Source organism: Lactococcus lactis (assembly GCF_029023865.1).
In the GTDB taxonomy this organism is placed as follows: Bacteria; Bacillota; Bacilli; order Lactobacillales; family Streptococcaceae; genus Lactococcus; species Lactococcus lactis.
On the sequence record NZ_CP118969.1, the window covers coordinates 2,192,608 to 2,216,527 of the forward strand.

The window sequence follows — 23,920 nt, forward strand, 5'->3', positions numbered from 1 at the left end:
GGCAAGCAAAAAAGAGAAAAAAATGACTAAAACTTATAAAATTTCAGAAATAGCTTTACTGACAGAACTTCCAATCGCTACTCTTCGTTATTATGAAGAACTTGATTTGTTAAAACCTGCTCGAAACTCTAGTAATTATCGAGAGTTTACAGAAACTGACCTTGAATGGATTTACTTTATCAAAAGAGCTAAAGCAACAGGAATGCCTCTTGCAAAAATCCAAGATTATTCTCGCTTAAGAGAACAAGGCGATTCAACAATTATTCAACGTATTTCACTTTTAGTTGAACAAGAGCGAATTTTACGCCAACAAATTACTGATTTAGAAGGTCACTTAGATTTTATTTTACAAAAAAAACATCATTACTATGAAACTCTTCAAAAAAACTCGGAATCTTAATTCCGAGTTTTTTATGGTGTTCCATATAAAAATTTTTTAACATATTTTACTACAGTTGGATTTTTTGGTGCTTGTGAATGGCTCGTTTTAGTTGGATATAAAATAGTTGTTATTTCATTTCCATTCTTCTTGAAAAGATGATAAATTGAAAAGCTATCTGCCCAAGGAATTGCACTATCCGTTTGTTTTTCTGAATTGAAATTCCCTTCCAACAATAACATTTGAGTTTTCGACGATACTTTTTGATAGTTATCAGCGATATATTGATACATTTCTGTTTTAACTATAGGGCCCTCTTTTAAAACGTTAGATAGACTTTCCCCTAACTGAAGATTCGTTTCATTATTATATTCTCCATCTAAAGATACATATTTATTGACTGGGGGAAAGTTTGGATTATTCCCTGTATCCATCATATAATAAACTGCACCAGTAGCTCCCGATGAGTAACCAACTAAATTAATCCATGGCACTTGATAATTCTCTGTCAGGTATACAATTATTTTTTGTAATCCCTTTGAGAAAAGTTCACCTGAGTTAGTTCCTTTAACTGTTGCAAATTCAATAATAGGATACTTATTATCTTGTGATATTTGCCCCTCAACTTTTAACTCGTAATTTTTAGTAATATTCGATGTCATCACTAGTGATTTCTGAGAGGATATATTCTTAATAGGTAGGAGACGCTCAACTAACCAATCAATTGATGTCACATTACCACCAGATCCCCCAATATATATTGTCGGATATATAACTTGTTTATTTGACTGCGAGAATGTCTTATTATTAATTGTATCATTATCTTTTGTATGAGAGGTTGTCCCCTTAGGCCCAAAAAGAAAAAGAGCTCCCGCTAAAATAATCACTAAACCAAAAAAAGCTAGTGATACTCTTTTAAATTTATTTTTATTTCTTCTTAACTGTCTTTTTTTCATCACTTCATTATATCAATTTTTTTATTAATAATTATCACAATTACCATTACATTTTCATGACGATTACATACAAAAAAAGCTCAAAAATTTGAGCTTTTTTTTTCGAATTTTAGATAATTAACTAGTAACCTTTTGGATGACTTTGGTGCCATTTCCAAGCAAAAAATTAATATTTAGTTGAATTTTTTATATCGACTTTATTAGTATATTCAATTTATTTCAAATTACGATTCTATACAAAAATCTTCTTTTATTTTGAAGTGGGAAAAATATGGGTAATTATAAGTTTGGATGTTTGAATTTATTTATTGTAAAAAAATTTTTCTTACTGTTATATTTACTAGCGTTGTACACTTTGTTATTTATAATGTCCATGTTATAATTACATTGTATAAGGAGGAATTTGAAATGAACTATTTTCAAGCTAGAATTTCCGCAGAAACTGCACTTTACTTTAGAGAATTAAAGACAATTTATGAAAAAGAGGATAATATATCTTATACTCAGGCACAAGTTATAGTAAAAGCTTTAGATGATATTTCATCTATTCAAGATTGGGATAAAGTAATCTTAGCTAATTATAATCTTCCCAAAATAAAATTGGATGAAAAAGATTTAAGAATAAGAATCCAAATAAACCCTGATATCGAAGAGATGATTAAAAATTATAAATCATTTTTTCCACAGTTTGTGGGTACTAGAAGCGTTACTTTAGGAGTAACATTAAAATATATCTTAAAAGGTGCTATTTTTAATTTTAAAAATCCTAACTTAGATGAAAATATCAGCATTGATACATTATTTGAAAAATATGAACTTAGAATTCAAAAGTTAGTAGCTGAGGTCAATTTAGATGACCTTCATAACGTATTGCTTCAATTTAAAAGAGAAATAAAAAAATGCTAATTTAAAGCCCAATTTTAGGGCTTTTTTTTATAACATTATTTTTTAAACGTCCAATGGACATTTAGAGTTGACTTTAAGAGTTTTTATTGCTATTATATATTTATAAATCAATTATGTCCGCGGACATAAACAATAAAGGAGGACATCATTATGTCTATCACACTCAAAGCACAAACAGTTCTTTCAGAACTTTCAACTCCCCAAGAACGAGCTAAAGCTTCTGAAAAAGCCATTACTCATGGGCTTGCTTCTGGAACTTGTTCAGATTCTGAATCTTTGGCGGAAAATATTTCTGGAAATGTTACTGTTCAAGATTTATACGCACAACAACTGATTGGGTTCTATGACCATGCAAGTACTCATTATCATGTAAATACTAATAACTCAATGATTGATGATTTTAAAAATGGAAAAAAAATTCATTGGGAAAATTATTCTATTTTTAGAAAGTAAAAGGTAAAAAATGAAAATTAATGTTTTTAAAATTTATACTCTATTTTCTTTAATCCTCGTAACACTTATTAGTGGAGTGAGAATAGAACCTAAATTTCTCTTAACTTCAAACCCTCAGCAACGTATAAAATTTTTTATTGACGGTTTTGATTTTAAAAATTGCTTGATAGCATTCATCATTTGTACAGTAATATACTTGATTTTAGAAATTAACAATTATTTGTTAGAAAAAAAGGAGAAGGAAAATGAACTTTTACCGTAATTGCACTTGGGTTTTACTGTTAATCATTAGCATTGCTACTGGATTTAGTGGCAACGTAAAATTTATTATTGGTGGATATAACGCTTTTCTTACTATTAAGGCTTTCTTGCTATTAGCTTTGATTTTAACTTTAGCCAATTTACCTCAACTCATTATTTTAATTAAAGATAGAAAGGTCTTAAGCATTGATGATAAATAAATATAACCTCTATTTATTGCTCTGTCTCTCAGGATTTCTTGCATACCTCTCTATGTACCTTAATAGTAAGGGAAGCATATTTTTCTATCCAGTTGTAGCATTGCTAATCCTGAGTGTTTGTTTATTAATAATATTATACTTATCTCTAAAAATAAAGAATTTTAGAGATACAGTAAGATATATTTTATTTAAGATAAGGGGAGGAGATGAATAAATTCATTAATAACTGTGTGTCTTTGTATATATCAATCTTCTTACCCTCTCCTCCGCAGGAAATTTCTTTGTATCAAACTGTGCCTAATTTTCGCAAACGTTTAAGTAATTTGACGCTTATATACATTTTTTTTATCATTTTACTCTTCTTCTTTAGTTTTGCAATTCATAACATTTTGATTTTACCCTCGTGGCTATTTCTCTTTTACTTGGCGGGAAAAATATTTCGGATTCGTAAAGAGTTCAAAAATAATATTTCTGTATGGAATGATTATTTAATGATTCAAGAGTTTATCATAAACAATGGGCTCTATAAAGAGACTTCTGATATTTTTCTTTCAGCGATTTTCAAAATTTCAGAGTCTGAAAAAGACATCATTATCTCTGCTTATAAGATGGGGAGTTTCTTAGATCAGAAAGCTGACGGGCTTGATATTGAACTCAGTGGGCTCCTGTCCTTGGATATAACTAAAAAGAATATTTTTGCTGACAGAGTAGAGTATGTCTTTGAAAAGAATAAACGAGAAATACAGCAGTATGTTTTTGCTAATTCTGATAGTAAAGAAAATCTAACAAAAGAATTTTTCCAAAATATTCCAAAGGATATAATAAAATTGTCAAATACTCAGCAATTCTCTCTCAAAAGAAACACTAATATTGGGCTTTACGGCCGCACTGGCAGTGGTAAAACCGTTACACTTCAGTGGCTTTTATACAATGCAATTTCAAAAGGGTGTGGTCTATATCCAGACACCTATTTAAGCATAGTAGACGGAAAATGTGCTGATTTATATTCTTTAGGAGAGATATTACAAGAGACATTAGGAGAGCAAATTAACATCGGTCAAACTCCACATTCTCTCGCTAAACTCTCTAGAGAATTTTGCCAGATTATGAATGAACGATTTGAGTTAATCAAAAATAGTGAAACCCTGAATGCTGATGCTTATGATTTAAAAATGACTCCAAATTTTTTATTTGTTGATGAATTAGCTAGTATCAGAGATTCTTGTGGTTCCTCTAAAGAAGGAAAAGCTCTTTGGAATGAAATACTACAAAATTTAGGTTTAATAGCTAGAAAAGGACGTCAAGCAGGGTGTCATCTATGTATCAGTACTCAAGACCCAAACGCTGAAAATATCCCCGTGGAGCTTAGGAATCAGATTTCGGCAGTGCTATACATGGGTTCTCCCTCGGCTGATAGGGTTCGTATGGCTTTTGCAATGTGCGAGCTTGAAAATGTACCTACTGTAACCGGAAGAAAGGGAGAGGCTCTCTATTATGCTGATGGCGAAAATATGATAGAACCTGAAATTACAGTTGCTCCTTTTGTGGATTTAAAAACCAAACAGGAGTTCAAACAAGTCATCTTAAATATTTTACCAAACCTAAAATAAGAGGGATTTATTATGTATGAGATGAGATTTGAAGTAAAGTTGTTTGACGTAAACGGCTCTTATATGAGTGATAGTGAATATGATACAAATATTTTTAATGCTTTACTCGCTGTACATCAGGACATTCAATTATTTTTATCAGGATTCTATAATTATTCGCTTCATAGAAAAGAAGAAAAATATCAACAGTTCACTAAAGGTGAAATAGAATTAGAAATTATACTTTCGGATAAAGAAACTTTAATGCTGAGAGAGGAAACTGACGCTTACATTGCGTTGTCAAAGGTTATATCGAGAGCTTATCAATGTCTGATAGACAATGACTTAGAATAATCCTAATAGAAAGTTTTGATTCCGCGGAGTTCTCCAATCCAAGAGAGAGTGGTTGAAAAAAATTAACTAAAACTAAAGCCCAGTAAGGCTCTAAACTGCTGAAAGGAAAAAAACAATGGCAGTAAAAATTTCAGATAATAAACGTGATTTATTTTTTACAAGAATCAGCGAGCTTGCTGATGAAATCATTGAATTACCAGACAAATTAAAGATTATTTCCAAAGAAATGGGGGAATTTTCAGGCAATAGCTGGGGAAAAGTTGGTGCAGTGGACCTTGAAGGAACGCCCTACGAGCTAAAGATTTCAGGCTTCGGCGAAAGTAAGCTCAATTTAACAAAACTTATGTTCCAAGACATTGAAACTAATCAAATAGTTAAAAGTCTGGCCTTGAAGCAAGGTAAGAATGGCGCTTATATTGCTGGTTTTGACCTTCGTATATCAGCGGACTATCTAAAGACATTACTGAAATAACCAAAACGGACGGCTTGACCGTCTAAGAGCTCAGGCGCCTGAGCGAACATTAATAGTTCAACATTTGAATTATCGCTTTATAAGATTTGAAATATTAATCACAAGCTTCACTTAGCCAGCCACAAGCGTCAGCGCGTTAGCCTAAAGGAAAAAAAGCTTTAACCATTGCCTTGGGCATAAAAACACTCTTAGCGAAAGGAGAGCGGAGCTCTCCTAATGGAATGGAGAAGCTAAGAGTGTTTTTATTTTTCAAAGTTTGAGTTTAAGAGTTTTTGGATTTTTAATTAATAAATGCACATTTGCTATGCGTGCACCATTCTAGGGCTTGTCGAAAGAATGGTGTAAACATAGTCACATCAAGGATTGACGGCAAAATAAAATTATAGCCATTAAGTTAAAAATTAACAAAAATCGTGCATTTATAGAATGCATTTATAGAATTTTTTATTTAATAAATGCATTTTAATAAGTGCAAAAGGGAGGAATATGTTAGATAAACGTGTGAGAAGTTTCATTTTCACTCAATACCTAAATCCGAAATATTGGGAATGGGAGAATGATGAATTATTTGATGATTATATAAATAATAAGCAAGCGATATTTGAAGAGATTTTTGCCCGAGCAAATGAATTGGAAGGCTTAAAAATCTGTGCTTTGATTGTTCACGATAAAGATGAAAATAAAAATGGATTGAAAGATGCACACATCCACGGCTATCTTGAATTTTCAAAACAAAAGACTATTGCTAGCATCTCATCAGTCTTAGCCATAGAGCCTCAGTATGTCGAAGCACCTAAGAAAGGAAGATATGGAAGATTGAATTGCTTAGCCTATCTTATTCACGCTAAGAATTTAGACAAATATCAATATTCCCCTGAAGAGGTGGAGACGTTTGAAACTTTTGATTATGAGGAATTTATTGATGACAATTTAGAAGATTTTAAAAAGTATAACGCAACTGATAAACGAAAAAAAGGAGAGATTGGTCTTGACTTGGCTCTACAAGAGGTGCAACAAGGAAAATTGAAGTTACGTGAAATCATGAGAGATGAAAATCTAGCGCTCCTTTATGCTAATCACATGAATCAGTTTAACGATTCTTTTAATTTCTATGGCTTACGTAATGCTATGCTGAGACTTGATGAATTAGAACAAGGAAAATATGACTTGACTGTTCTCTATATTCAAGGTGCACCAGGGATAGGAAAAAGTTTTTTAGCACGTGAGGTTGCTCAAAAAGTACGAGAATATGGCAATAAGCACGGTTTTGCGAGTGATGTGTTCTCAGCTAGTTCATCAAACCCTTTTGATGATTACTATGGAGAAGACATCTTGATATTAGATGACTTACGTCAGGAAAGCTTGAAAGTGTCCGACTGGTTGAAATTATTTGACCCACTTAACACAGCTCGAATGAGCGCTAGGTATAGAAATAAAATGATAGTGCCTAGGCTGGTAATTTTAGCGAATTATCAGAGTATAGAGCAGTTCTTTGGTAGTTTTAACTTCAAAAATGAGGATATTAATCAGTTTATAAGAAGAATCAGCTTTTCCTCAAAAATTACTGAGAAATCTTTTGGGATTCCCCCTTTTGATAGAATATATAGTTTATCCGCTTCAAAAAAATTAAATGAGCCAGAAAACATGAGAATTTCTAAGAATGAATTTATTACTTTAAATTATGGGACAAAGTTATTATTTACTTATGATGATAAAGAAAAATTTATAAATGAATTGCTTACTCAGCACGTTTATCCTAGAATTTTCTCTGAAAAATAAGATACGAAAGGATTTGATGAAATGGTAAAAAATAACAAAGGAATAACTGCAAATGATTTAATCGAAGAACTACATCTTAAGCCCGCCACTGCACAGAAAGCAATCCGATTAGCAAAAGAACAATTAGTAAAGCAAGGCTTTGATTGGTATGCAAATAAACGATTAGGAGTTGTACCAAGAGATGTAGTTTCCAAAATTTTAAGAATGGAGTTATAAAAAATGGCTTATGGCTTCTATTAGATACAGACAGAGAAAAGGAAAAAGTGGTGTTTCATGGTCTTATGAAATTAGACAAGGTGATAAAACTTTGAAATCCAAGTCAGGTTTCAAGACAAAAAAGGAAGCTTCAATAGATGGTCTTTCTATATTGAGAGAGTTTAAAACTGGGCTTACTATTGACAAAAATACCGATTTACCTACACTTTATCAAGAATGGTATAACCTAAAGGTTCTTCATAGTGGGCGTTCTGAACAAACACTCTACAAATATCGTTATTTTGGAAAAATCATCAAAAATAATTTTGACGGTATTCCTATAACAAGTATTAAATCCTCCCAGTACCAGAGAATAATGAATAAGCTAGGTACTGATGACAAAATTAGCTATAATACTCTTATTCGTGTTAATTCCGTAATTAGGCAGACAATTGAAATGGTAAAAGCTGATGATGTTTTTATTAAAGATTTCACTACAAGTGTTGTGATTCAGAGTAAATTTAAACCGCAAACAGCAGATGAAAAGTATATACATTCATTAGAAGACTACAATAAAATTATTGAGTATTTAAAAGATAATTTAGATTATAAAAAATCAATTAATAATTATATTGTCTACTTCTTGTTTCATACAGGACTACGATATGGAGAACTTGTAGCCTTAACTTGGTCTGATATTGACTTTGAAAATGGCTATTTAAAGACGTATAGACGTTACAATACAAATATTAATAAGTTTGTACCTTCCAAGACTGAAACATCTATAAGACGTGTTCCTTTGAGCTCTACGGATATATCAATATTGAATGACTTGAAGAAAACACAAGAATTTATAGTCGAAAGTCTTGGATTTGAAAATAAATATAATATGGTATTTTACCATCCATTTTTAATTCACGGTATTCCTCATAGTACAACAATCAATAATCATTTAGCCTTATTATTAAAACAACTTAATATAGAGCCAGTAATTACATCAAAAGGCGCTCGGCATACTTATGGTTCCGTACTTCTTGCTAATGGTTATAGCATGGATATAGTCGCAAAGATACTCGGACACAAAGACATTATGATGCTGGTACGTGTGTACGGTCATGCACTTGATGAAAATATATCTAAGCAAATTGAAAGTATTAAAAATCTTATGAATTGATAAAATAAAAATAAGTTCAGTATTTTAAAATTACTGAACTTTTATTTATTATTTGAAAAATGCTAATATAGTAAAAACATTAGCTATAAACCCTGTCATACCTACAATAATGGAAATTATTAGGAAAAAAGAACTTTTTTTCATCTCTCTCGGCTGTTTGGCTTTTTTGTCATCTATTTCGGAATTTTGAGAGATTGACTTAACTATACCTGATATCAACCCAAATACCCCTATTTCTAGCAATATTATAAGCACTAATTTCGTAAATATATTTGGAAATAAAATTGTTGAGACTATGCCAATTAAAAGAAAAGCTCCACCTAAAAACATACTTGTATAGTCTTTACCTCCATATATTTTATCCAATTCAATACCAAATCCAGCAATTCCAACTGCTACAATAAATGTTCCTACTAACATCGTAACAAAATTACTAAATAATAAAGGTATAGCTACACCTGTTACAATAAGTGCAGCTACTAAACCAATTCCTGATGAAGAGTCATTTTGCTTATTATCCATTTAAAATTCCTATCTGTTTACTAATATAAATTATACCATTTTTCATAATTTTAATTTATAAGTGGGAAAATATATGGGAAAAAATAACTCATCAAATATAAAAAAAGCCCAGTAATATTGAAATACCGGGCTATATTTTAATATCCATTTGGATGTGAGCTATGCCATTTCCAAGCGTTCGTAATAATGTGCTCTAAATCATTTTGTGCTTTCCAACCCAAAATTTCACCAGCTTTTGTTGAATCAGCAACTAGTTCATCTGGGTCTCCTGCACGGCGTTCACCCATTTGGCTTGGAATTTCTTTACCTGTTACTTTTCGTGCTGTTTCAAGTACTTCAAGATTTGAATAGCCTTTACTTGAACCGAGATTAAATTGGTCAGACTGACCACCCGCTTTAAGATACTCTAGTGCTTTGATGTGTGCTTCAATCAAATCTTCCATATCAATATAATCACGAATACAAGTTCCATCAGGAGTGTGATAGTCATCACCATAAATAGTAATGAATTCCCTTTGGCCAAGTGCTGTTTGCAAAATAATTGGAATCAAATGTGTTTCATTTTTATGAGCTTCACCAATTGAACCATCATCCTTAGCCCCTGCAACATTGAAATAACGTAAAGCGACATAAGTCATATCAGTTGCTTGCGATTGCCATTTCATCATTTTTTCCATGATTAATTTGCTTTCACCATAAGGATTAATTGGTTTTTGAGGTGTTTTTTCTGAAATTGGACTTTTTTCTGGAATTCCAAATGTAGCTGCTGTACTTGAGAAAACAATATGTTTTACTCCGAATTCTTCCATCGTTTCTAGAATTACTTGAGCACCACCAACATTATTATTAAAATACATTAAAGGTTTTTGCATTGACTCACCCACTAAAGAGTAAGCACAAAAATGCATGATTCCTTCAATATTTTCTTTTTCAAAAACACTAGCTAAGAAAGCATGATCACGCACATCACCCTCGTAAAAGCGTACATTTGCTGGAACAGATTCACGGTGGCCTGTCACTAAATTATCCGCCACTGCCACATCATAACCACGTTTAAGAAGCATATCTACCGCGTGACTTCCCACGTATCCTGCTCCACCAAGAACTAAAACCGTCATAAGAACCTCCATTTTCTCTATATTATATCAAATTCTTGAAAATTTGTATCATCACGTTAATTTAAAACTAACTTCATAATGATAATTTCCCTTTGTCAATAAATATTCCTGAGCGACACTTGGACTCCATGAATCATCTCCACCTACACCCATATGGAATCCGTCAATATTTAACCATGTTCCTGCTTCTTCTTCAAGTAGATGCCAATGTCCCTTTTTAGCAAGCTGGTTTTGACTATATGGACTTAGATTAAAAGCAAAAGATTGACCCATTGCCCGAACTTTTAAACGACCATAATTTAACTCTCTGGTTTCCATCCTCAACCCATTTTCACTAGGAAAAATATAAGGGGTTGTCATATCAGTAATCCTTAAATTCCACTGGGCAAATAAACTTGCCCCTCTTCGGTCAGGATAATTTTCATCTGGGCCAAGTCCAAAATATGTAACATTTTCTGCTTTTTCAGCTAGTTGAAGACTCAAGCCAATTCGAGCTGGTTCTGGAAACTCTATATTTCTTTTAAAATCAACTTTTAAAAGAAGTTCACCGTTTCTAAAAATATGATATTCTCGAATGGTTGAAAATGCAATTTTTCCTTTTGCTTCATAGTCTGTTTGGACAGAAATAATTACTTCATTCTCTGTTGCTTGTATTATCATATTTTTCAAAAGCGTTTTTAACTCATAAAAGCCAACAGCCTTCCAACGTTCTAACCAAGCATTAGGATCAATATGTTCAACTTCACTAACACCAATATCATTATCTAATGGAGCCCTTGTAAATTGTTCTGAGAGCTCATGCAGTAACTTTTCATTGCCTTTCTCATCAAGCCAGCGCGAGAGATTACCATTGCTTTTATTAAAAATAAATTTCTGTTTTGCTGATCGTACGGTCAGTAGCTCTTCATCCTCCAAAAGTGTAATTTCTTCATTACTATCTATTTTGTCAGTAAAATTAATTTTTTCTTGTAGAACAAATTGTTGATGAGCAACTTCAAAATCAGACTCAAGAAGATTATATTTCTCAATTGTTTTAACTTGAATGTTCAAAAATAAATTATCTGTTCCATCAATAGGCAACTCAGACAGGTCTATTCTCATAGACCCTCCAGCAGGCATATTCAATATAAGCTCATTTTCCCATAATACTTCTAAGCCATTGGTCAGTTGGTAACATAATTTTTCATTGTCAGTACTTCGAAATAGATACTCATTTGTAACTGTAAAGGCAAAAACTTGACCTAGTGGAGTTTTCTCCAATTCAAACTGATAATATTGTTGCCAATATTTTGCTTCACGAAGAGCTGGTTTTGCTTGACGATTTGGAAAAACAAGACCATTAAGGCTAAACTGACGATCATTTGGCTTATCCCCAAAGTCACCTCCATAAGCATAATTTCCATCTTTTAATAAACCTTGATCCACCCAGTCCCAGATGAATCCACCTTGCAATCGGTCAATTTCTCGAAAAGCTTGCCAGTACTTCCCGAATCCTCCTAATGAATTCCCCATATCATGAGCATATTCACAAAGAATTAGTGGTCTATTCTCTCCAGCTACCCCCATCCAGGTTTTTAATGAATAAGGCGCATTAATACTTGGACTATCTACTCTAGCATACATCGGACAAATGATATCAGTGGCATCTGTTGCTCCTCTACTTGCGTCATCTCCCCCCTCATAATGAACAGGGCGGCTAGAATCAAATGATTTACACCAATCATATAAAGCTTGATGGTTACTTCCATAACCTGACTCATTACCAAGAGACCAAATAATAATTGATGGATGATTACGGTCACGTATAACCATTCGTGTAACACGTTCACTCATTAATGGTAAATAAGTAGGATCATTTGTCAAACGATTCATCGGAGTCATTCCATGCGTTTCGATATTTGCTTCATCCATAACATACAATCCATATTCATCACACAATTCATACCAGCGTGAATCATTAGGATAATGAGAGCAGCGGACCGCATTAAAATTATGTTCTTTCATCAATTTGATGCCTTTAATCATCACTTCTTCAGAAACGACATAACCATGCTCAGGTGTAAATTCGTGCTTATTCACTCCACGAACAAGAAGTGCTTTCCCGTTTATTTTTAGCTGTCCTTTTTCAATAGCAATTTTTCGAATACCAATTTTTTTTGTTTCTTTATGAAATACCGCCCCACTCCGGTCCATTAAAGTTAATTCTAAACGATAAAGATAGGGAATTTCATCTGACCATAATTTTGGATTGACTACTCCAATTTCTGCATCAAAACCATGACACTCTCCAATTAATTGTTCGTCATCATAAAGCTTAAATTCTAAACAAGCATCATCCATGTTTTTAGCATATGCTTGAAGTTTTACATTTGCAAAATCTAAATCCTCATCCAAATCTGTTTTTATAGAAAAGTCTAACAAGTAGTTATCTGGAAGCCATTGTAAGTTCACCGAACGAAAAATACCTGACATTCGCCACATATCTTGATCTTCAAAATAGGTGCCTTTTGACCAACGAAAAACTAGAACTTTTAAACAATTTTGACCTTCTTTGGCCAGGTTGCTGATATCGAATTCAGCAGGCAAGCGGCTATCTTCTGAATAACCTCCGTATTCCCCATTCAACCAAAAATGAAAAGCTGATCCAACCCCTTCAAATGTAAGGTGAACATGACCGCTCTCAAGCCATTCTTTTGTGATATCAAAATAGCGACTATAAGCTCCAACTGGGTTAGCCTCTGGTACATAAGGAGGCTGAATTGGAATAGGATAAGTCACATTTGTATAAATTGGAACATCGCTTTTATCCTTAAATTCTATTTGCCAATTACTTGGAACGATAATTTCCGTTTTACTCTCCGTCAGTTCTAACCAATTTTTAGGTACATCTGAAATTCTAGAAAAATGATCAAAATTCCAAAGACCATTCAGTGATTGCTTTTCTAAAAAGTCCATAGGTGTATGCATTGGCAACCTATTCCAATTTGAAACTACTGGATTTTCCCAATCTTTACGCTCTAGTACATCAATCATTGTCATCATAGCCATTCCTTTCAGATGAACTCATCTAAATCAATCTTTTTTCCATGATCATAAGTTTTAAAGTCAGAATCATTGATTTTTCTTTTAACCATACAAGGAGTTCCAAAAGCAACCACATTATCTGGAATATCTTTAGTTACAACACTCCCTGCGCCAATCACACTATTTTTCCCAATTCTAACACCAGGTAAAACAATTACACCAGCACCTAGCCAAACATTTTCTTCAATATAAACTTTTTTATTATATTGAGCCCCTCGTTTACGTAAGTCAGGCGAGACAGGATGTGTCGCCGTGTCAATCGTAACATTTGGTCCAAACATGACATGATTTCCTACAAAAATATCTGTATCGTCAACCAATGTTAGATTAAAATTAGCGTAAATCCCTGTCCCAAAATGAACATTTTTTCCGCCAAAATTAGCATAAAAAGGGGGTTGAATAAAACAATTTTCCCCAATTTCTGAAAACATTTTTTTTAGAAGTTCCATTTGTTGCTCTGGCTGAGTCACTGAAGTTTGATTAAACTTTTCCAGTAAAACTAAAGCTTCTTGTTGCTCTTTCCATAATTTTTGATCGTTAGGAAAGTAGAGTTCTTCTGTGTGAACTCGTTTGTAGCTTTCTAATTTAGGCATTTTATCAACTCCTTTTTAAAACTCTCTTGATTTATGAAAATTAATTATTTACGAAATTTATAAATTCATAAAAACCTTTTTGTCCTACTTCATTATCTTTGAACACTCCGGCATCTTTTAACACCTGTTCAAATACTTCTCCAACTGCTTCCTGAACTGTTTCATGAACTGTTTCTTTTGAAAAATATTCTGTTTCTTTCAATTCTTCAGCCCATGGTCTGTGAATTTCTGATATTTCATTTTCTTGATTCAAGAGATATTTTTCAACTTCCAAAAGTTCTGTCTTTAACCTGGCTGGTAAAATTGCAAGTCCCATCACTTCAATCAATCCAATATTTTCTTTTTTAATATGGTGTAGGGCTGGATGTGGATGAAAAATTCCATCTGGATAAATTTCACTTGTATTATTATCTCGTAAAACTAAATCTAATTCATATTTCCCCTCTCGAATTCGAGCAATCGGAGTAATTGTATGATGAAGCTTTCCGTCAGCACTTTTAGCTTTGATTTGAAGACTTTCATCACTATAAACTTGCCATTTTTTTAAAAGTTCATCTGCAGCTTTTGAAAGTTCTACTTGGTTTTTACTTGATAATCTTAGAACAGACATTGGCCAATTCACAATTCCGCAAGAAACTTCTGGAAATTGTTGAAGTTTAATTTCTTCTCGAAGTTCAGCTTTTGCCATCGGAAATTCATAGCGTCCAGCTTGATAATGGTCATGAGTCAAAATTGACCCTCCAACAATTGGTAAATCTGCATTAGAACCAATCATATAATCAGGAAATTGATCTAGAAATCCCAATAAATTATCAAAAGCACGTTTATTAATTTCCATTGGTTGATGTTTAGCATTTAGTAAAATCGAGTGTTCATTAAAATAGGCATAAGGAGAATATTGGAAGCCCCAGTCTTCGCCGTTAATTGAAACTTGAATGATTCGATGATTAGAACGAGCAGGTTTATTTCCTATGCCATAAAATCCTTCGTTTTCCAAACAAAGTTGACAGGCTGGATAAGAGGAAGCCTTTACTAATTTAGCTGCCGCAATGGCTTTGGGGTCTTTTTCTGGTTTTGAGAGATTAATCGTTATTTCAAGTTTTCCATATTTTGTCAAATGACTAAAGGCAATATTACGTGCAATATCTCGAGTTTTTACTTGGTTCACTTGCTGTGCCAGTTCATAAAAATATTGAGTTGCTGCATCTGGAGAAGTCTTATATTTTTCCCAGAAATCATGATTGATTTTACTTGGGCGTGGTGTAATAAAATTCATCAGAGCGGCTTCATAAAATTCATCTTGTCCTTTTTCAATCACATTATTTTCATTTGCAATCGCTAAAAGTTGGTCCATTAAAATCAAGGAATCTTTCTCGTGAACTTCTTTATCGACTTCTGCCCAATCATTTAGACCAAGAAAATGAAGAAGTTGATTTCTGTGATAGAGCTCATCAAGTGGCTCAATCGTTCCATTTTGTAAAGCAAGACTAATAAAATCTTGAATTGATTGATAAATTGGCATAAAATACTTTCTAATTTACTTCTGTAAGTAAAGTTCTTGCTTTGTCTTGATTAGTGAGTTTTGGAAATGAATACAAAATTCAAGCACTTACTTTTGAGTGCTTGAATTTGCTATCACTAATTTAATGTTAACTCACTTAAATCACTCATAAAATTTTTTAAATATTATTTGATTTATTCAACATCCAACTTTGTTGAACCAGAACCAATTTGAGCGACGTAAAAGCTTGCTGGATAACCGACAACTTCTTCGTAAACTTGGCCGACGGCTTTTTCAAAGGCTGAAACATTGTCATGAGCAACAAGAGCGATTGCACAACCGCCAAATCCGGCTCCAGTCATTCTGGCCCCCAAGACACCGGCTTGTTTTTGAGCAGTTTCTGCTAAGGTATCAAGTTCAAGTCCTGTGACTTCATAATCATCTTTCAAAGAAGCATGTGAAGCATTAAGAAGTTCTCCAAATTTTGTCAAATTACCTGCAACAAATGCTTTTTGAGCAATTTTAGTTCGATTATTTTCATAAACGGCATGACGTGCACGTTTAATTAATGTTTCATCCCCAATCAAATCAGTATTGGCATCAAATTCTTCATTTGATAATTCTCCAAGTGATTGAATGTCCAATCTCGTTTGCATTCTTTTGAGCGCTTCACGTGTTTCAGCAAAACGTTCGTTGTATTTTGATTCTGTCAAAGCCCGCGGTTTGTTAGTATTCATGATAACAATATCATAATCACGAAGTTCAACAGGAACCATCTCATATTTTAGAGTGTTACAGTCCAATAGGATTGCTTTTTTGACTTCACCAAAACCAATAGCGAATTGGTCTAAAATTCCAGAATTAACACCAATATAATCATTTTCTGTTTTTTGTCCTAATTGAACCAATTCAAGACGTGGAACATTTAAGTTAAATAAATCATCCAAAACAACGCCGACTAAAAGCTCAAGTGATGCTGATGATGAAAGGCCAGATGCTGTAGGAATTTCTCCTTTTATCAACAATTCAAAACCTTTGTCAATTTCATATCCTGCTCCTTTAAGCATGACAATCATTCCTTTAACATAATTAGACCAAAGCTCACCATCTTTCTTTTCAACTTCATCTAAATCAAATTCAATGACGCCTAATTTAGGAAAATTTTCTGAGTAAAGTTTGACTTTTTTATCTTCTCTCAGACGAGCTAGTCCTGTTGTTCCAATTGTGATTGATGCTGGGAAAACATATCCCCCATTGTAATCGGTATGTTCACCAATCAAATTAATTCGTCCTGGGCTAAAAAAGTATTCAACTTCTTTTGTATCTCCAAAAACTTCTGCAAATTTTTCTGTTAATGCTGATAATACGGTACTATTTTCTACAACTATAGACATTTCTTCTCTCCTCTAAATTTATTTCTTTATTTTGTATGCAAGCTGTAAATTGTGGTTGCTTGATATTTTTCTCCCGCTTTTAGGCTGATATCTCCAAGCTCTGGAATTTGCTCAGACCCAGGTGATACTTGACATTCAAAAGTAATTCCACCATGGTGCACTTGCTTTTTCTCATGATAAAGAGTTCCTAAATCACCAAAATTTGCTGTAAATATCACAATACTTGGTTGGTCGGTAAAGACTGAAATTGAAGTATCATCAAGCGTTAAACGAGCTTGTTCTTTATCAAGTCCTAACTGGTCTAACAAGAAAGGATGGTCAATTCCTTTAACTAATTGAACTTGTTCCATATTAGAATTGAAGGCATTTGATAATTGTTTTTCCTGACGGAAATCCAAGTCTGTATTTTTTATATCAACGATATCACCACGAACAATTTCTGTTTGGTCTTTTAAAGGAACAAATCTTGAAGCGGCCAGTCGAAGTCCATGATTTTCAACAGATTCACTAGCATCACCATTCAAATTAAAATAGACATGCCCAGTTGGATTAAACACAGTGTCTTTATCAGAAATGGCCTCATAATGAATTTTCCACTTATTGTCATCATCAAAAGAATGAGTTACTGACATTTCTATTTTACCAGGATAACCATTTGTTCCGTCATTAGTAACTAAGGAAAATTTGACTTGAACTTCAGCTCCTAAATCGGTAACTTCATATGTCCAAAGTTTAGTATGAATACTTTCTTCCCCACCATGTAAGGTTTGAGGGCCTTCATTTTGATTTAAGATATAATCTTTTCCAGAAATTTTGACCAAACCATCCTTAATTCTTCCTGCTGTAGGTCCAACTGTTGCACCAGGATAGGCATCTTTTTCTAAATATTCTTTAGCTGAATCAAAGCCTAGAATCAGATGCTTTCCATCTTTTTGCCAGTCAACAATCCGAGCGCCCAGATTTGTAAAAGAAATTGTGACACCTGCTTTATTGGTTAGACTAATTAAGTCACTTCCTAAGCCAAAATCTCTTATTTTAATTTCCATGATATTTCCTAACTATAATGACCTTTAATCAAATTTTAAAAATTCTACTGACAGATTTACTGATGACAGTTTAAACAAATTTCATCTTTTTATTTTCTATCTTACAAAAGCTGTCAGTAAATTATTTACCTATTTTAAACGTTCTTCGAGTTCTGCAACAATTTCTTCGTGACGTTTTTCAGTCAATTTAACTTTGAATAAATAAACTGCTAAAGCGATAATCATCAAAATGGCTGGAACTACAAATGAGTAGAGTTTAAATGTTGCCACACCGTAAGTGTGACCAGCGATATATTTTGAACCTGTCATTCCGGCTGAAATTGCCACAAATCCATAGATACCATTTGAGAAAGCGCCGGCAATTTTATCAAGCAATGGACGCATGGCAAGCGTTACGGCTTCATTACGTACTCCATTTTTCCATTGACCATATTCTACCGAGTCAGTAATTGTCATTAATACTGACAAGAAAACAAGTTGATAGGGGGCAGTTAAGAAGATTAATCCAGCAACAGTCATTGCTACTGAACTTCCTAAAACGAACAAGAGATAACCAAGAAGCATTGAAATGATTGCTCCAGTCAAAACTTTGCGTCGCCCAAATTTTTTAGCTAAAATCGGAAACATTGGAACGAGAATGATTGAACCAATGAATCCGACAATTCCTGTAATTGAATAAAGACTAGCATTTCCAATAACAAAAGTAAAGTTCAAAATTAAAGTTGCTGTTGTTGCCACATAAGCAATGGCAAATAAAATATATGAAAGTGACAACCACATTAATTGGTCATTTTTTAGGAGCGCTTTAAATACATCCAATGTATTTGTTTTGGTTCCTTCTTGACGAATAACTGATTTTTGTTCTTTAGTTCCCCAAGCGGTTACCAAAGCCGAAATTCCTTGGACCAAAGCGGCAATAACACCAAAAGCAAAGAATCCTCTTGCTCCTTGAGCATGTCCACCTTTAGTAAAGAAAATTGTGATTGGAATCGCTAAAATAGTTGCCCCTTGCGCACCAATTGCTGAGCCAAAACGGGCGAAAGTTCCAAGTGTTTCACGTTCAGAATTTTTTTCTGATAGCGCTGGAATCATTGACCAGAAGGCAATGTCTTTGAATGAATAAAAGGCGTCAAGAATAATAAAGGCAATGATGAAGACAATGGCAAATAATGTACGATTATCACTTTTTGCTAGTCCGAAGAAGTCTGAAAACATGAGCATAATCATCAAAGATGACATAATCCCACCAACAACCAACCAAGGTTTAAATTTTCCCCATCTTGTGTGGGTATTATCAATAATTGAACCAATGATTGGGTCAAAAATAATTTCGATTAAACGAATAATAACGACTAAACTAGTGACTAAAGCAATCATCGCATCCTCATGTGGTGTTCCAGCAAACATTTGTGCCGTTACAAAGGCGATGAAGAATGTACTAATTGAATAATAGTAAACATCATGTCCTAATGCACCAAAAGCGTACGATAAACGTTGTTTCATTTTTCCCTCTTTCATGGGAATCCTCCTTTATACTAAATCTACTTAATTCATAAGTAAATCTACAAAGCTACTGTTTTGCCTTTTGAAACGAGTAATCCTTGGTTGGGAAAACTTTTATTTTGGATAAGTTTTTAAAAGCGAAACAGTCTTCAATTTCATTTTGAAATCGCTCACATTTAGAGTATAACACTTTGATTTAAGAAAGGGTTTCCAATTTCAGCTTATCTTTTGGAAACCCTTTCTATTTTGCTCTTTTTATAAAAAAAAGCTCGATATGACTTGATATCGAAGCATTATTGTTTTAAAGTATAAATGGAGTAAGCATCAATTAGAACTCTTGATAAAATGGATAATGAGAGTCTACTATGAACATCTAAATCAAAATAATTCACCTCAAGACTACTCTTGTAACCAATCAAACTTATATCCGAAAGATTGGTCAGACTGGTATTAGCATTAACAGTTAAGGATAATATTTTGGGATTTTGTCCTTTGGCAATATTTAGAGCATTTAAAATTTCTACTGTTTCTCCTGAAAGTGATAAAACGATGATTAGGCTTTTTTCATTAACGAAACGGGCATAGTAAGCCATGTATTTTGAATCATCATGCAAACTGACGGGCTTACGGAAAAGTTGCAACTTTTTCATCAGTTCGTCAGCAACGTTTGTTGATAAGCCTCGTGAAAAAATTAAGATTTCCTCTGATTCTTGAATCAACTCCACAGCTTTTTCAATTTCTTCAGCAGAGATATTTTCTAATGTTTTCAAAAGTTCTTCTTGATTTTTAGCAATAGCCCCCAAGACTTCTTTGGAAAAACCATTGATTTCAGGAAGCTTTTTCTCACGAATTGAATATCTAAATTCACCATAACCTTCAAAACCTTTTTTTCTTACTGTTCGATTGACAGTTGAGAGAGAAACATGAGCCAATTCTGCCAATTCTGAAATTGATAATTGTGGAATTTTCTCATAGTTTTCTTGAATAATTTGCCAAGTATAGGATTCAGCATTGGTTAAATTGGACATATTTTTACTCCATTGATTCACTTGTTGTTATCAAAAAATGTTTTCTATCCTAAAATTATAACATTTGACGCTTACATTTGCTATAATTCCCTGAAATCGTTTTTATTTCTATTTTTAAGGAGAAAGTAATGACTTATATTCCCAATCCCACTCGTTATGACCACATGATTTATCGCCCAGCTGGAAATTCTGGTTTATTATTGCCTGCCCTTTCATTAGGACTCTGGCATAATTTTGGTTCGGTAGATGATTTTGAAAATGCGAGGGACATGATTCATACGGCATTTGATTTAGGAATTACTCATTTTGATTTGGCCAATAATTATGGGCCAGAACCCGGTTCAGCAGAACGTAATTTTGGTCGTATTTTGAAAGAAGATTTCCAAAAACTGCGTGATGAGTTAATTATCTCAACTAAAGCTGGTTATCCAATGTGGCCTGGACCCTATGGAAACTGGGGCAGCAAAAAAAGTTTGCTGGCTAGTCTTGATCAATCTTTGGAACGCTTGGGACTTGACTATGTTGATATTTTTTATTCACATCGTCCTGACCCAAATACACCGATTGAAGAAACAATGGGGGCTTTAAAGAGCGCTCTGGATAGCGGAAAAGCACTTTATGTAGGTTTGTCCAATTATTCCGCCAAAGAAACCGAAGCTGCGGTCTTAGCGGCTGAAAAGTTAGGCTTTAAACTCTTGATTCATCAACCTCGTTATTCAATGCTAGATCGATGGATTGAAGATGATTTGCAAGAAACTTTGACGGAGGCGGGGATAGGAACAATCGCCTTTAAACCTTTGTACCAAGGGCTCTTAACCGAAAAATATTTACATGGTATTCCTGAAGATTCGCGAATGCGTGATCCTCATTATGCAACTTTGCATGATGACAGTCTTACGAAAGAAAGATTGGAACAAGTCCAAGCGCTTAATGATTTGGCTCAAAGTCGTGGACAATCTTTAGCTCAAATGGCCTTGGCCTGGGTTTTACGAGAAAGAGATGACAAGGTTCAAGGCATCACTTCTGCTTTAATTGGCGCAAGCCGTCCGCAACAAATCATTGAAAATGTGGCAGCTTTAGAACATTTGAAATTTACTGACGAAGAATTAATTAAGATTGAAAAGCTCTTATAAAGAATAAAAAAGTTACTGACAAATCTGTCAGTAACTTTTTATTTTCTAAATAAAGCTGTCAGTAAAATTAATAGCTCAATCGGTCAATTTTTACACCAGTATATTCGTGAACAGCATCAATTGCATGATGATAACGTGTTAAATAACCTTCTTGGTCTCTATGGTCTCCTTCGTCATCTAAAATAACAACTTTATCCATTAAACCAAACTCAGCTAATTGACGCATCAATTCTTCATGGAATTCATGACGTGATTCTTCCCATTCCATATGACGAAAGCCGTCATCAATATATTCTGTAATTGGTGGAATGACTAAAATTAAATCCATTCGTTCATCGGCAATTGTTTTCTTGAATAGAGGTTCAAGCTGCTCGAAATCTTCTCTAGGTAAGTATAATTTAGCGTACACTCTGGTCACAATGGCATCAGTATCTAAAAAGACAATTCCTTGGTTAGCAGGCGAATTGACTTCGCGAGAATTTGCATCATATTGACCTGTAATCATTCGAGCATAGTCATCCATTTTCAACTCATCATCATCAATATTAAAAGCTTCTTCATATTCTCTAGCGTATTCTTCTGAAAACGGAGCATTAATGGAACGTGCCAAACGGCGAACAAGGGTTGATTTACCTGTTGAAGCTGAACCCATGACGGTTACAATTTTCGAAAAATGTCTTCTAAAGACGCGATTAATGTGAGTCCAGTGTTCTTGCGGATTTTCTCTAATTTGTGTGGCTGATAGTGAAATATCATGTCTGTCAGCAATTTCAACAGCATATTGATTCCCGTCAGCTGGAAATCGTTTCTTCAATTCTGCTGCGTATTCTAATTCGCCGACATAAAAAGTGACTGATAAATCTCTCTCCAATGTATTATGATGAATCAATTCAAATAAACGATTTGCCCATTCGTCCCAACCATTAGGCATTTCTGGTAAATCATTTTCATTAAGCATCGAAACTTTAATATTTTCTTCATCATTAAAAGCTTCACGCAAATAACGAAATCGTTTCTCAAGAGGTAAGCCAATTTGAGCACCACGGTCATTATCATAACCGGAAACGACAAGCAAGACCCCGTCATTCAAACTCGCACATTTATAGATTTGTTGCTGATGCCCCGTATGTAGAGGAGCAAAAGTTCCAAAATAAATACCGATATTTTTTCCACTTAATTTTGATTTTGAAATATTATTTGTGAGCATTTCGTTTATATCCTGTTTTCATATCAACAATATTTGTCAATTCCTTACCATTTGCATAGGCATCAAGATTTTTTTCCAATATTTTCATAAAGCGACGCCATGTTTCAGGAAGAGTATAACCGCCAGAAGCATGAGGAGTGATTAATAGTCTTTCTGTATGCCAAGCCCGGTGACCTTTAGGCAATGGTTCTGGGTCGGTCACGTCAATTCCTGCCCCAGCAATTTTTTTAGACTCAAGAGCATCACCCAAGGCTTCTAAATCGACATTTGTTCCCCGACCAACATTTAGGAAAATAGCATTTTCTTTCATTAAATCAAATTTTTCTTGATTAAATAATTTATAAGTTTCATGGGTCCCAGGGACACTTGAAGCAATAATATCAGCTCTCGGTAAAACTTTGTCTAGGTCAGTTTCGGCATAGACTTCATCAGCAAATTCTTCATCACCATAAACAGTTCGTTTGACTGCAATGACATGACCTCCCAAAGCTTGAATCTTTTGTGCAAAGTGACTTCCAATATCACCTAAACCATGAACCAATACTGTTGAGCCATAAATAGATTGAATCTGACCAATATTTTCCCAGATTTCTTTTTCTTGTTGTTTTTGATAAAGGTCAAATTTTCTTAGAAGAACGAAAGCCATTGTTAGTAAATGCTCAGAAATCGTAAGTCCATAAGTTCCTGTTGCATTTGTCAAAACTACCTCTTGAGGAAAATTTGCTCCTTGAGTATAACCATTGGTTCCAGCTGATAAAAGTTGGAGCCATTTTAAATTTTTATATTTTGCTAATAAATCAGGCTTTGGCAGACCAACTAATACTTCTGTTTCCAGAAAATCTGATTCTGTCAGCTCTTCTTCTTTTTTAAATTGAAACTGGTAAGCTTTATTTTTCTTGAAAGCCGCTTTTGTTTCATCTGAAAAATTTAACCAAACATTTTCTAAGGCAATTGCTTTTATCATTGGGACTCCTTTGTATAAAATGAATTTTAAAGACTACTTAAAGAGAATAAAGTCAAGCCTTGTTTTCTTTATCTTCTTTCTTTGATTATAGCACTTTGCCTTAATTTTA

General features: G+C 33.7%; 23 protein-coding genes. 11 read left to right on the forward strand and 12 right to left on the reverse strand.

Annotation, left to right across the window (positions count from 1 at the left end):
- Positions 1–22 precede the first annotated feature (22 nt).
- Complete coding sequence (locus PYW37_RS11105; protein ID WP_012898494.1) at positions 23–400, forward strand: MerR family transcriptional regulator; 378 nt, start codon at positions 23–25, stop codon at positions 398–400.
- Positions 401–411: 11 nt separating this feature from the next.
- Here the strand turns inward: PYW37_RS11105 and PYW37_RS11110 are convergent, their stop codons facing one another.
- The gene (locus PYW37_RS11110; protein ID WP_023188653.1) at positions 412–1,335 is read right to left on the reverse strand and encodes an alpha/beta hydrolase; all 924 of its coding nucleotides are present in this window, start codon (positions 1,333–1,335) and stop codon (positions 412–414) included.
- A gap of 408 nt (positions 1,336–1,743) precedes the next feature.
- Between PYW37_RS11110 and PYW37_RS11115 the strand changes: the two genes are divergently transcribed.
- From PYW37_RS11115 to PYW37_RS11155, 9 genes are all read left to right on the forward strand, one after another.
- Positions 1,744–2,241 (forward strand): hypothetical protein, encoded by a 498-nt coding sequence (locus tag PYW37_RS11115; RefSeq protein ID WP_025016930.1) that lies wholly within the window; start codon positions 1,744–1,746, stop codon positions 2,239–2,241.
- A 150-nt stretch (positions 2,242–2,391) separates the two neighbouring features.
- Complete coding sequence (locus PYW37_RS11120; RefSeq protein ID WP_232238875.1) at positions 2,392–2,694, forward strand: hypothetical protein; 303 nt, start codon at positions 2,392–2,394, stop codon at positions 2,692–2,694.
- A 245-nt stretch (positions 2,695–2,939) separates the two neighbouring features.
- Positions 2,940–3,155 (forward strand): hypothetical protein, encoded by a 216-nt coding sequence (locus PYW37_RS11125; protein ID WP_025016927.1) that lies wholly within the window; start codon positions 2,940–2,942, stop codon positions 3,153–3,155.
- A 206-nt stretch (positions 3,156–3,361) separates the two neighbouring features.
- Positions 3,362–4,765 carry an FtsK/SpoIIIE domain-containing protein gene (locus tag PYW37_RS11130; RefSeq protein WP_080692361.1) on the forward strand — a complete coding sequence of 468 codons (1,404 nt, stop codon included), beginning with the start codon at positions 3,362–3,364 and terminating at the stop codon, positions 4,763–4,765.
- 12 nt (positions 4,766–4,777) lie between these two features.
- A complete protein-coding gene (locus PYW37_RS11135) occupies positions 4,778–5,098 on the forward strand; it encodes a hypothetical protein (RefSeq protein WP_025016925.1) in 321 nt (106 codons plus the stop codon).
- 115 nt (positions 5,099–5,213) lie between these two features.
- A complete protein-coding gene (locus tag PYW37_RS11140; RefSeq protein WP_025016924.1) occupies positions 5,214–5,570 on the forward strand; it encodes a hypothetical protein in 357 nt (118 codons plus the stop codon).
- Positions 5,571–6,056: 486 nt separating this feature from the next.
- The gene (locus PYW37_RS11145; protein ID WP_025016923.1) at positions 6,057–7,349 is read left to right on the forward strand and encodes a Rep family protein; all 1,293 of its coding nucleotides are present in this window, start codon (positions 6,057–6,059) and stop codon (positions 7,347–7,349) included.
- A gap of 21 nt (positions 7,350–7,370) precedes the next feature.
- Entirely contained in the window at positions 7,371–7,565 is a 195-nt protein-coding gene (locus PYW37_RS11150) for a DUF3173 family protein (RefSeq protein ID WP_025016922.1), read from the forward strand.
- Positions 7,566–7,575: 10 nt separating this feature from the next.
- Positions 7,576–8,718, forward strand: coding sequence for a tyrosine-type recombinase/integrase (locus PYW37_RS11155; protein ID WP_044009610.1), 1,143 nt, complete (start codon positions 7,576–7,578; stop codon positions 8,716–8,718).
- A 48-nt stretch (positions 8,719–8,766) separates the two neighbouring features.
- On the opposite strand, the gene PYW37_RS11160 is transcribed toward PYW37_RS11155, so the two are convergent.
- From PYW37_RS11160 to PYW37_RS11200, 9 genes are all read right to left on the reverse strand, one after another.
- Positions 8,767–9,240, reverse strand: a complete 474-nt coding sequence (locus tag PYW37_RS11160; protein ID WP_025016921.1) for a hypothetical protein — start codon at positions 9,238–9,240, stop codon at positions 8,767–8,769.
- A gap of 137 nt (positions 9,241–9,377) precedes the next feature.
- Positions 9,378–10,358, reverse strand: coding sequence for a UDP-glucose 4-epimerase GalE (gene galE, locus PYW37_RS11165; protein ID WP_025016920.1), 981 nt, complete (start codon positions 10,356–10,358; stop codon positions 9,378–9,380).
- Between the two features lie 51 nt (positions 10,359–10,409).
- Positions 10,410–13,406, reverse strand: a complete 2,997-nt coding sequence (locus tag PYW37_RS11170) for a beta-galactosidase (protein ID WP_074453845.1) — start codon at positions 13,404–13,406, stop codon at positions 10,410–10,412.
- A gap of 5 nt (positions 13,407–13,411) precedes the next feature.
- Positions 13,412–14,035 carry a sugar O-acetyltransferase gene (locus PYW37_RS11175; protein WP_023188650.1) on the reverse strand — a complete coding sequence of 208 codons (624 nt, stop codon included), beginning with the start codon at positions 14,033–14,035 and terminating at the stop codon, positions 13,412–13,414.
- 40 nt (positions 14,036–14,075) lie between these two features.
- Entirely contained in the window at positions 14,076–15,557 is a 1,482-nt protein-coding gene (locus PYW37_RS11180; RefSeq protein WP_023188649.1) for a UDP-glucose--hexose-1-phosphate uridylyltransferase, read from the reverse strand.
- A 173-nt stretch (positions 15,558–15,730) separates the two neighbouring features.
- Positions 15,731–16,930, reverse strand: a complete 1,200-nt coding sequence (locus PYW37_RS11185) for a galactokinase (RefSeq protein WP_010906249.1) — start codon at positions 16,928–16,930, stop codon at positions 15,731–15,733.
- A gap of 26 nt (positions 16,931–16,956) precedes the next feature.
- A complete protein-coding gene (galM, locus tag PYW37_RS11190) occupies positions 16,957–17,976 on the reverse strand; it encodes a galactose-1-epimerase (RefSeq protein WP_023188648.1) in 1,020 nt (339 codons plus the stop codon).
- Between the two features lie 129 nt (positions 17,977–18,105).
- Positions 18,106–19,494 (reverse strand): glycoside-pentoside-hexuronide (GPH):cation symporter, encoded by a 1,389-nt coding sequence (locus PYW37_RS11195; protein ID WP_004254704.1) that lies wholly within the window; start codon positions 19,492–19,494, stop codon positions 18,106–18,108.
- Positions 19,495–19,772: 278 nt separating this feature from the next.
- Positions 19,773–20,507, reverse strand: coding sequence for a MurR/RpiR family transcriptional regulator (locus tag PYW37_RS11200; protein WP_025016918.1), 735 nt, complete (start codon positions 20,505–20,507; stop codon positions 19,773–19,775).
- Positions 20,508–20,635: 128 nt separating this feature from the next.
- On the opposite strand from PYW37_RS11200, the gene mgrA reads away from it, so the two are divergent.
- Complete coding sequence (gene mgrA, locus PYW37_RS11205) at positions 20,636–21,640, forward strand: L-glyceraldehyde 3-phosphate reductase (protein WP_023188647.1); 1,005 nt, start codon at positions 20,636–20,638, stop codon at positions 21,638–21,640.
- 67 nt (positions 21,641–21,707) lie between these two features.
- Here mgrA and PYW37_RS11210 read toward each other — a convergent pair whose 3' ends face one another.
- Together PYW37_RS11210 and PYW37_RS11215 are read right to left on the reverse strand one after the other, a co-directional pair.
- Complete coding sequence (locus tag PYW37_RS11210; protein ID WP_010906251.1) at positions 21,708–22,847, reverse strand: nicotinamide-nucleotide adenylyltransferase; 1,140 nt, start codon at positions 22,845–22,847, stop codon at positions 21,708–21,710.
- Positions 22,834–23,811, reverse strand: coding sequence for a D-2-hydroxyacid dehydrogenase (locus PYW37_RS11215; RefSeq protein WP_025016917.1), 978 nt, complete (start codon positions 23,809–23,811; stop codon positions 22,834–22,836). Before PYW37_RS11215 ends, PYW37_RS11210 begins: the two co-directional genes overlap by 14 nt.
- Between the last annotated feature and the right edge of the window lie 109 nt (positions 23,812–23,920).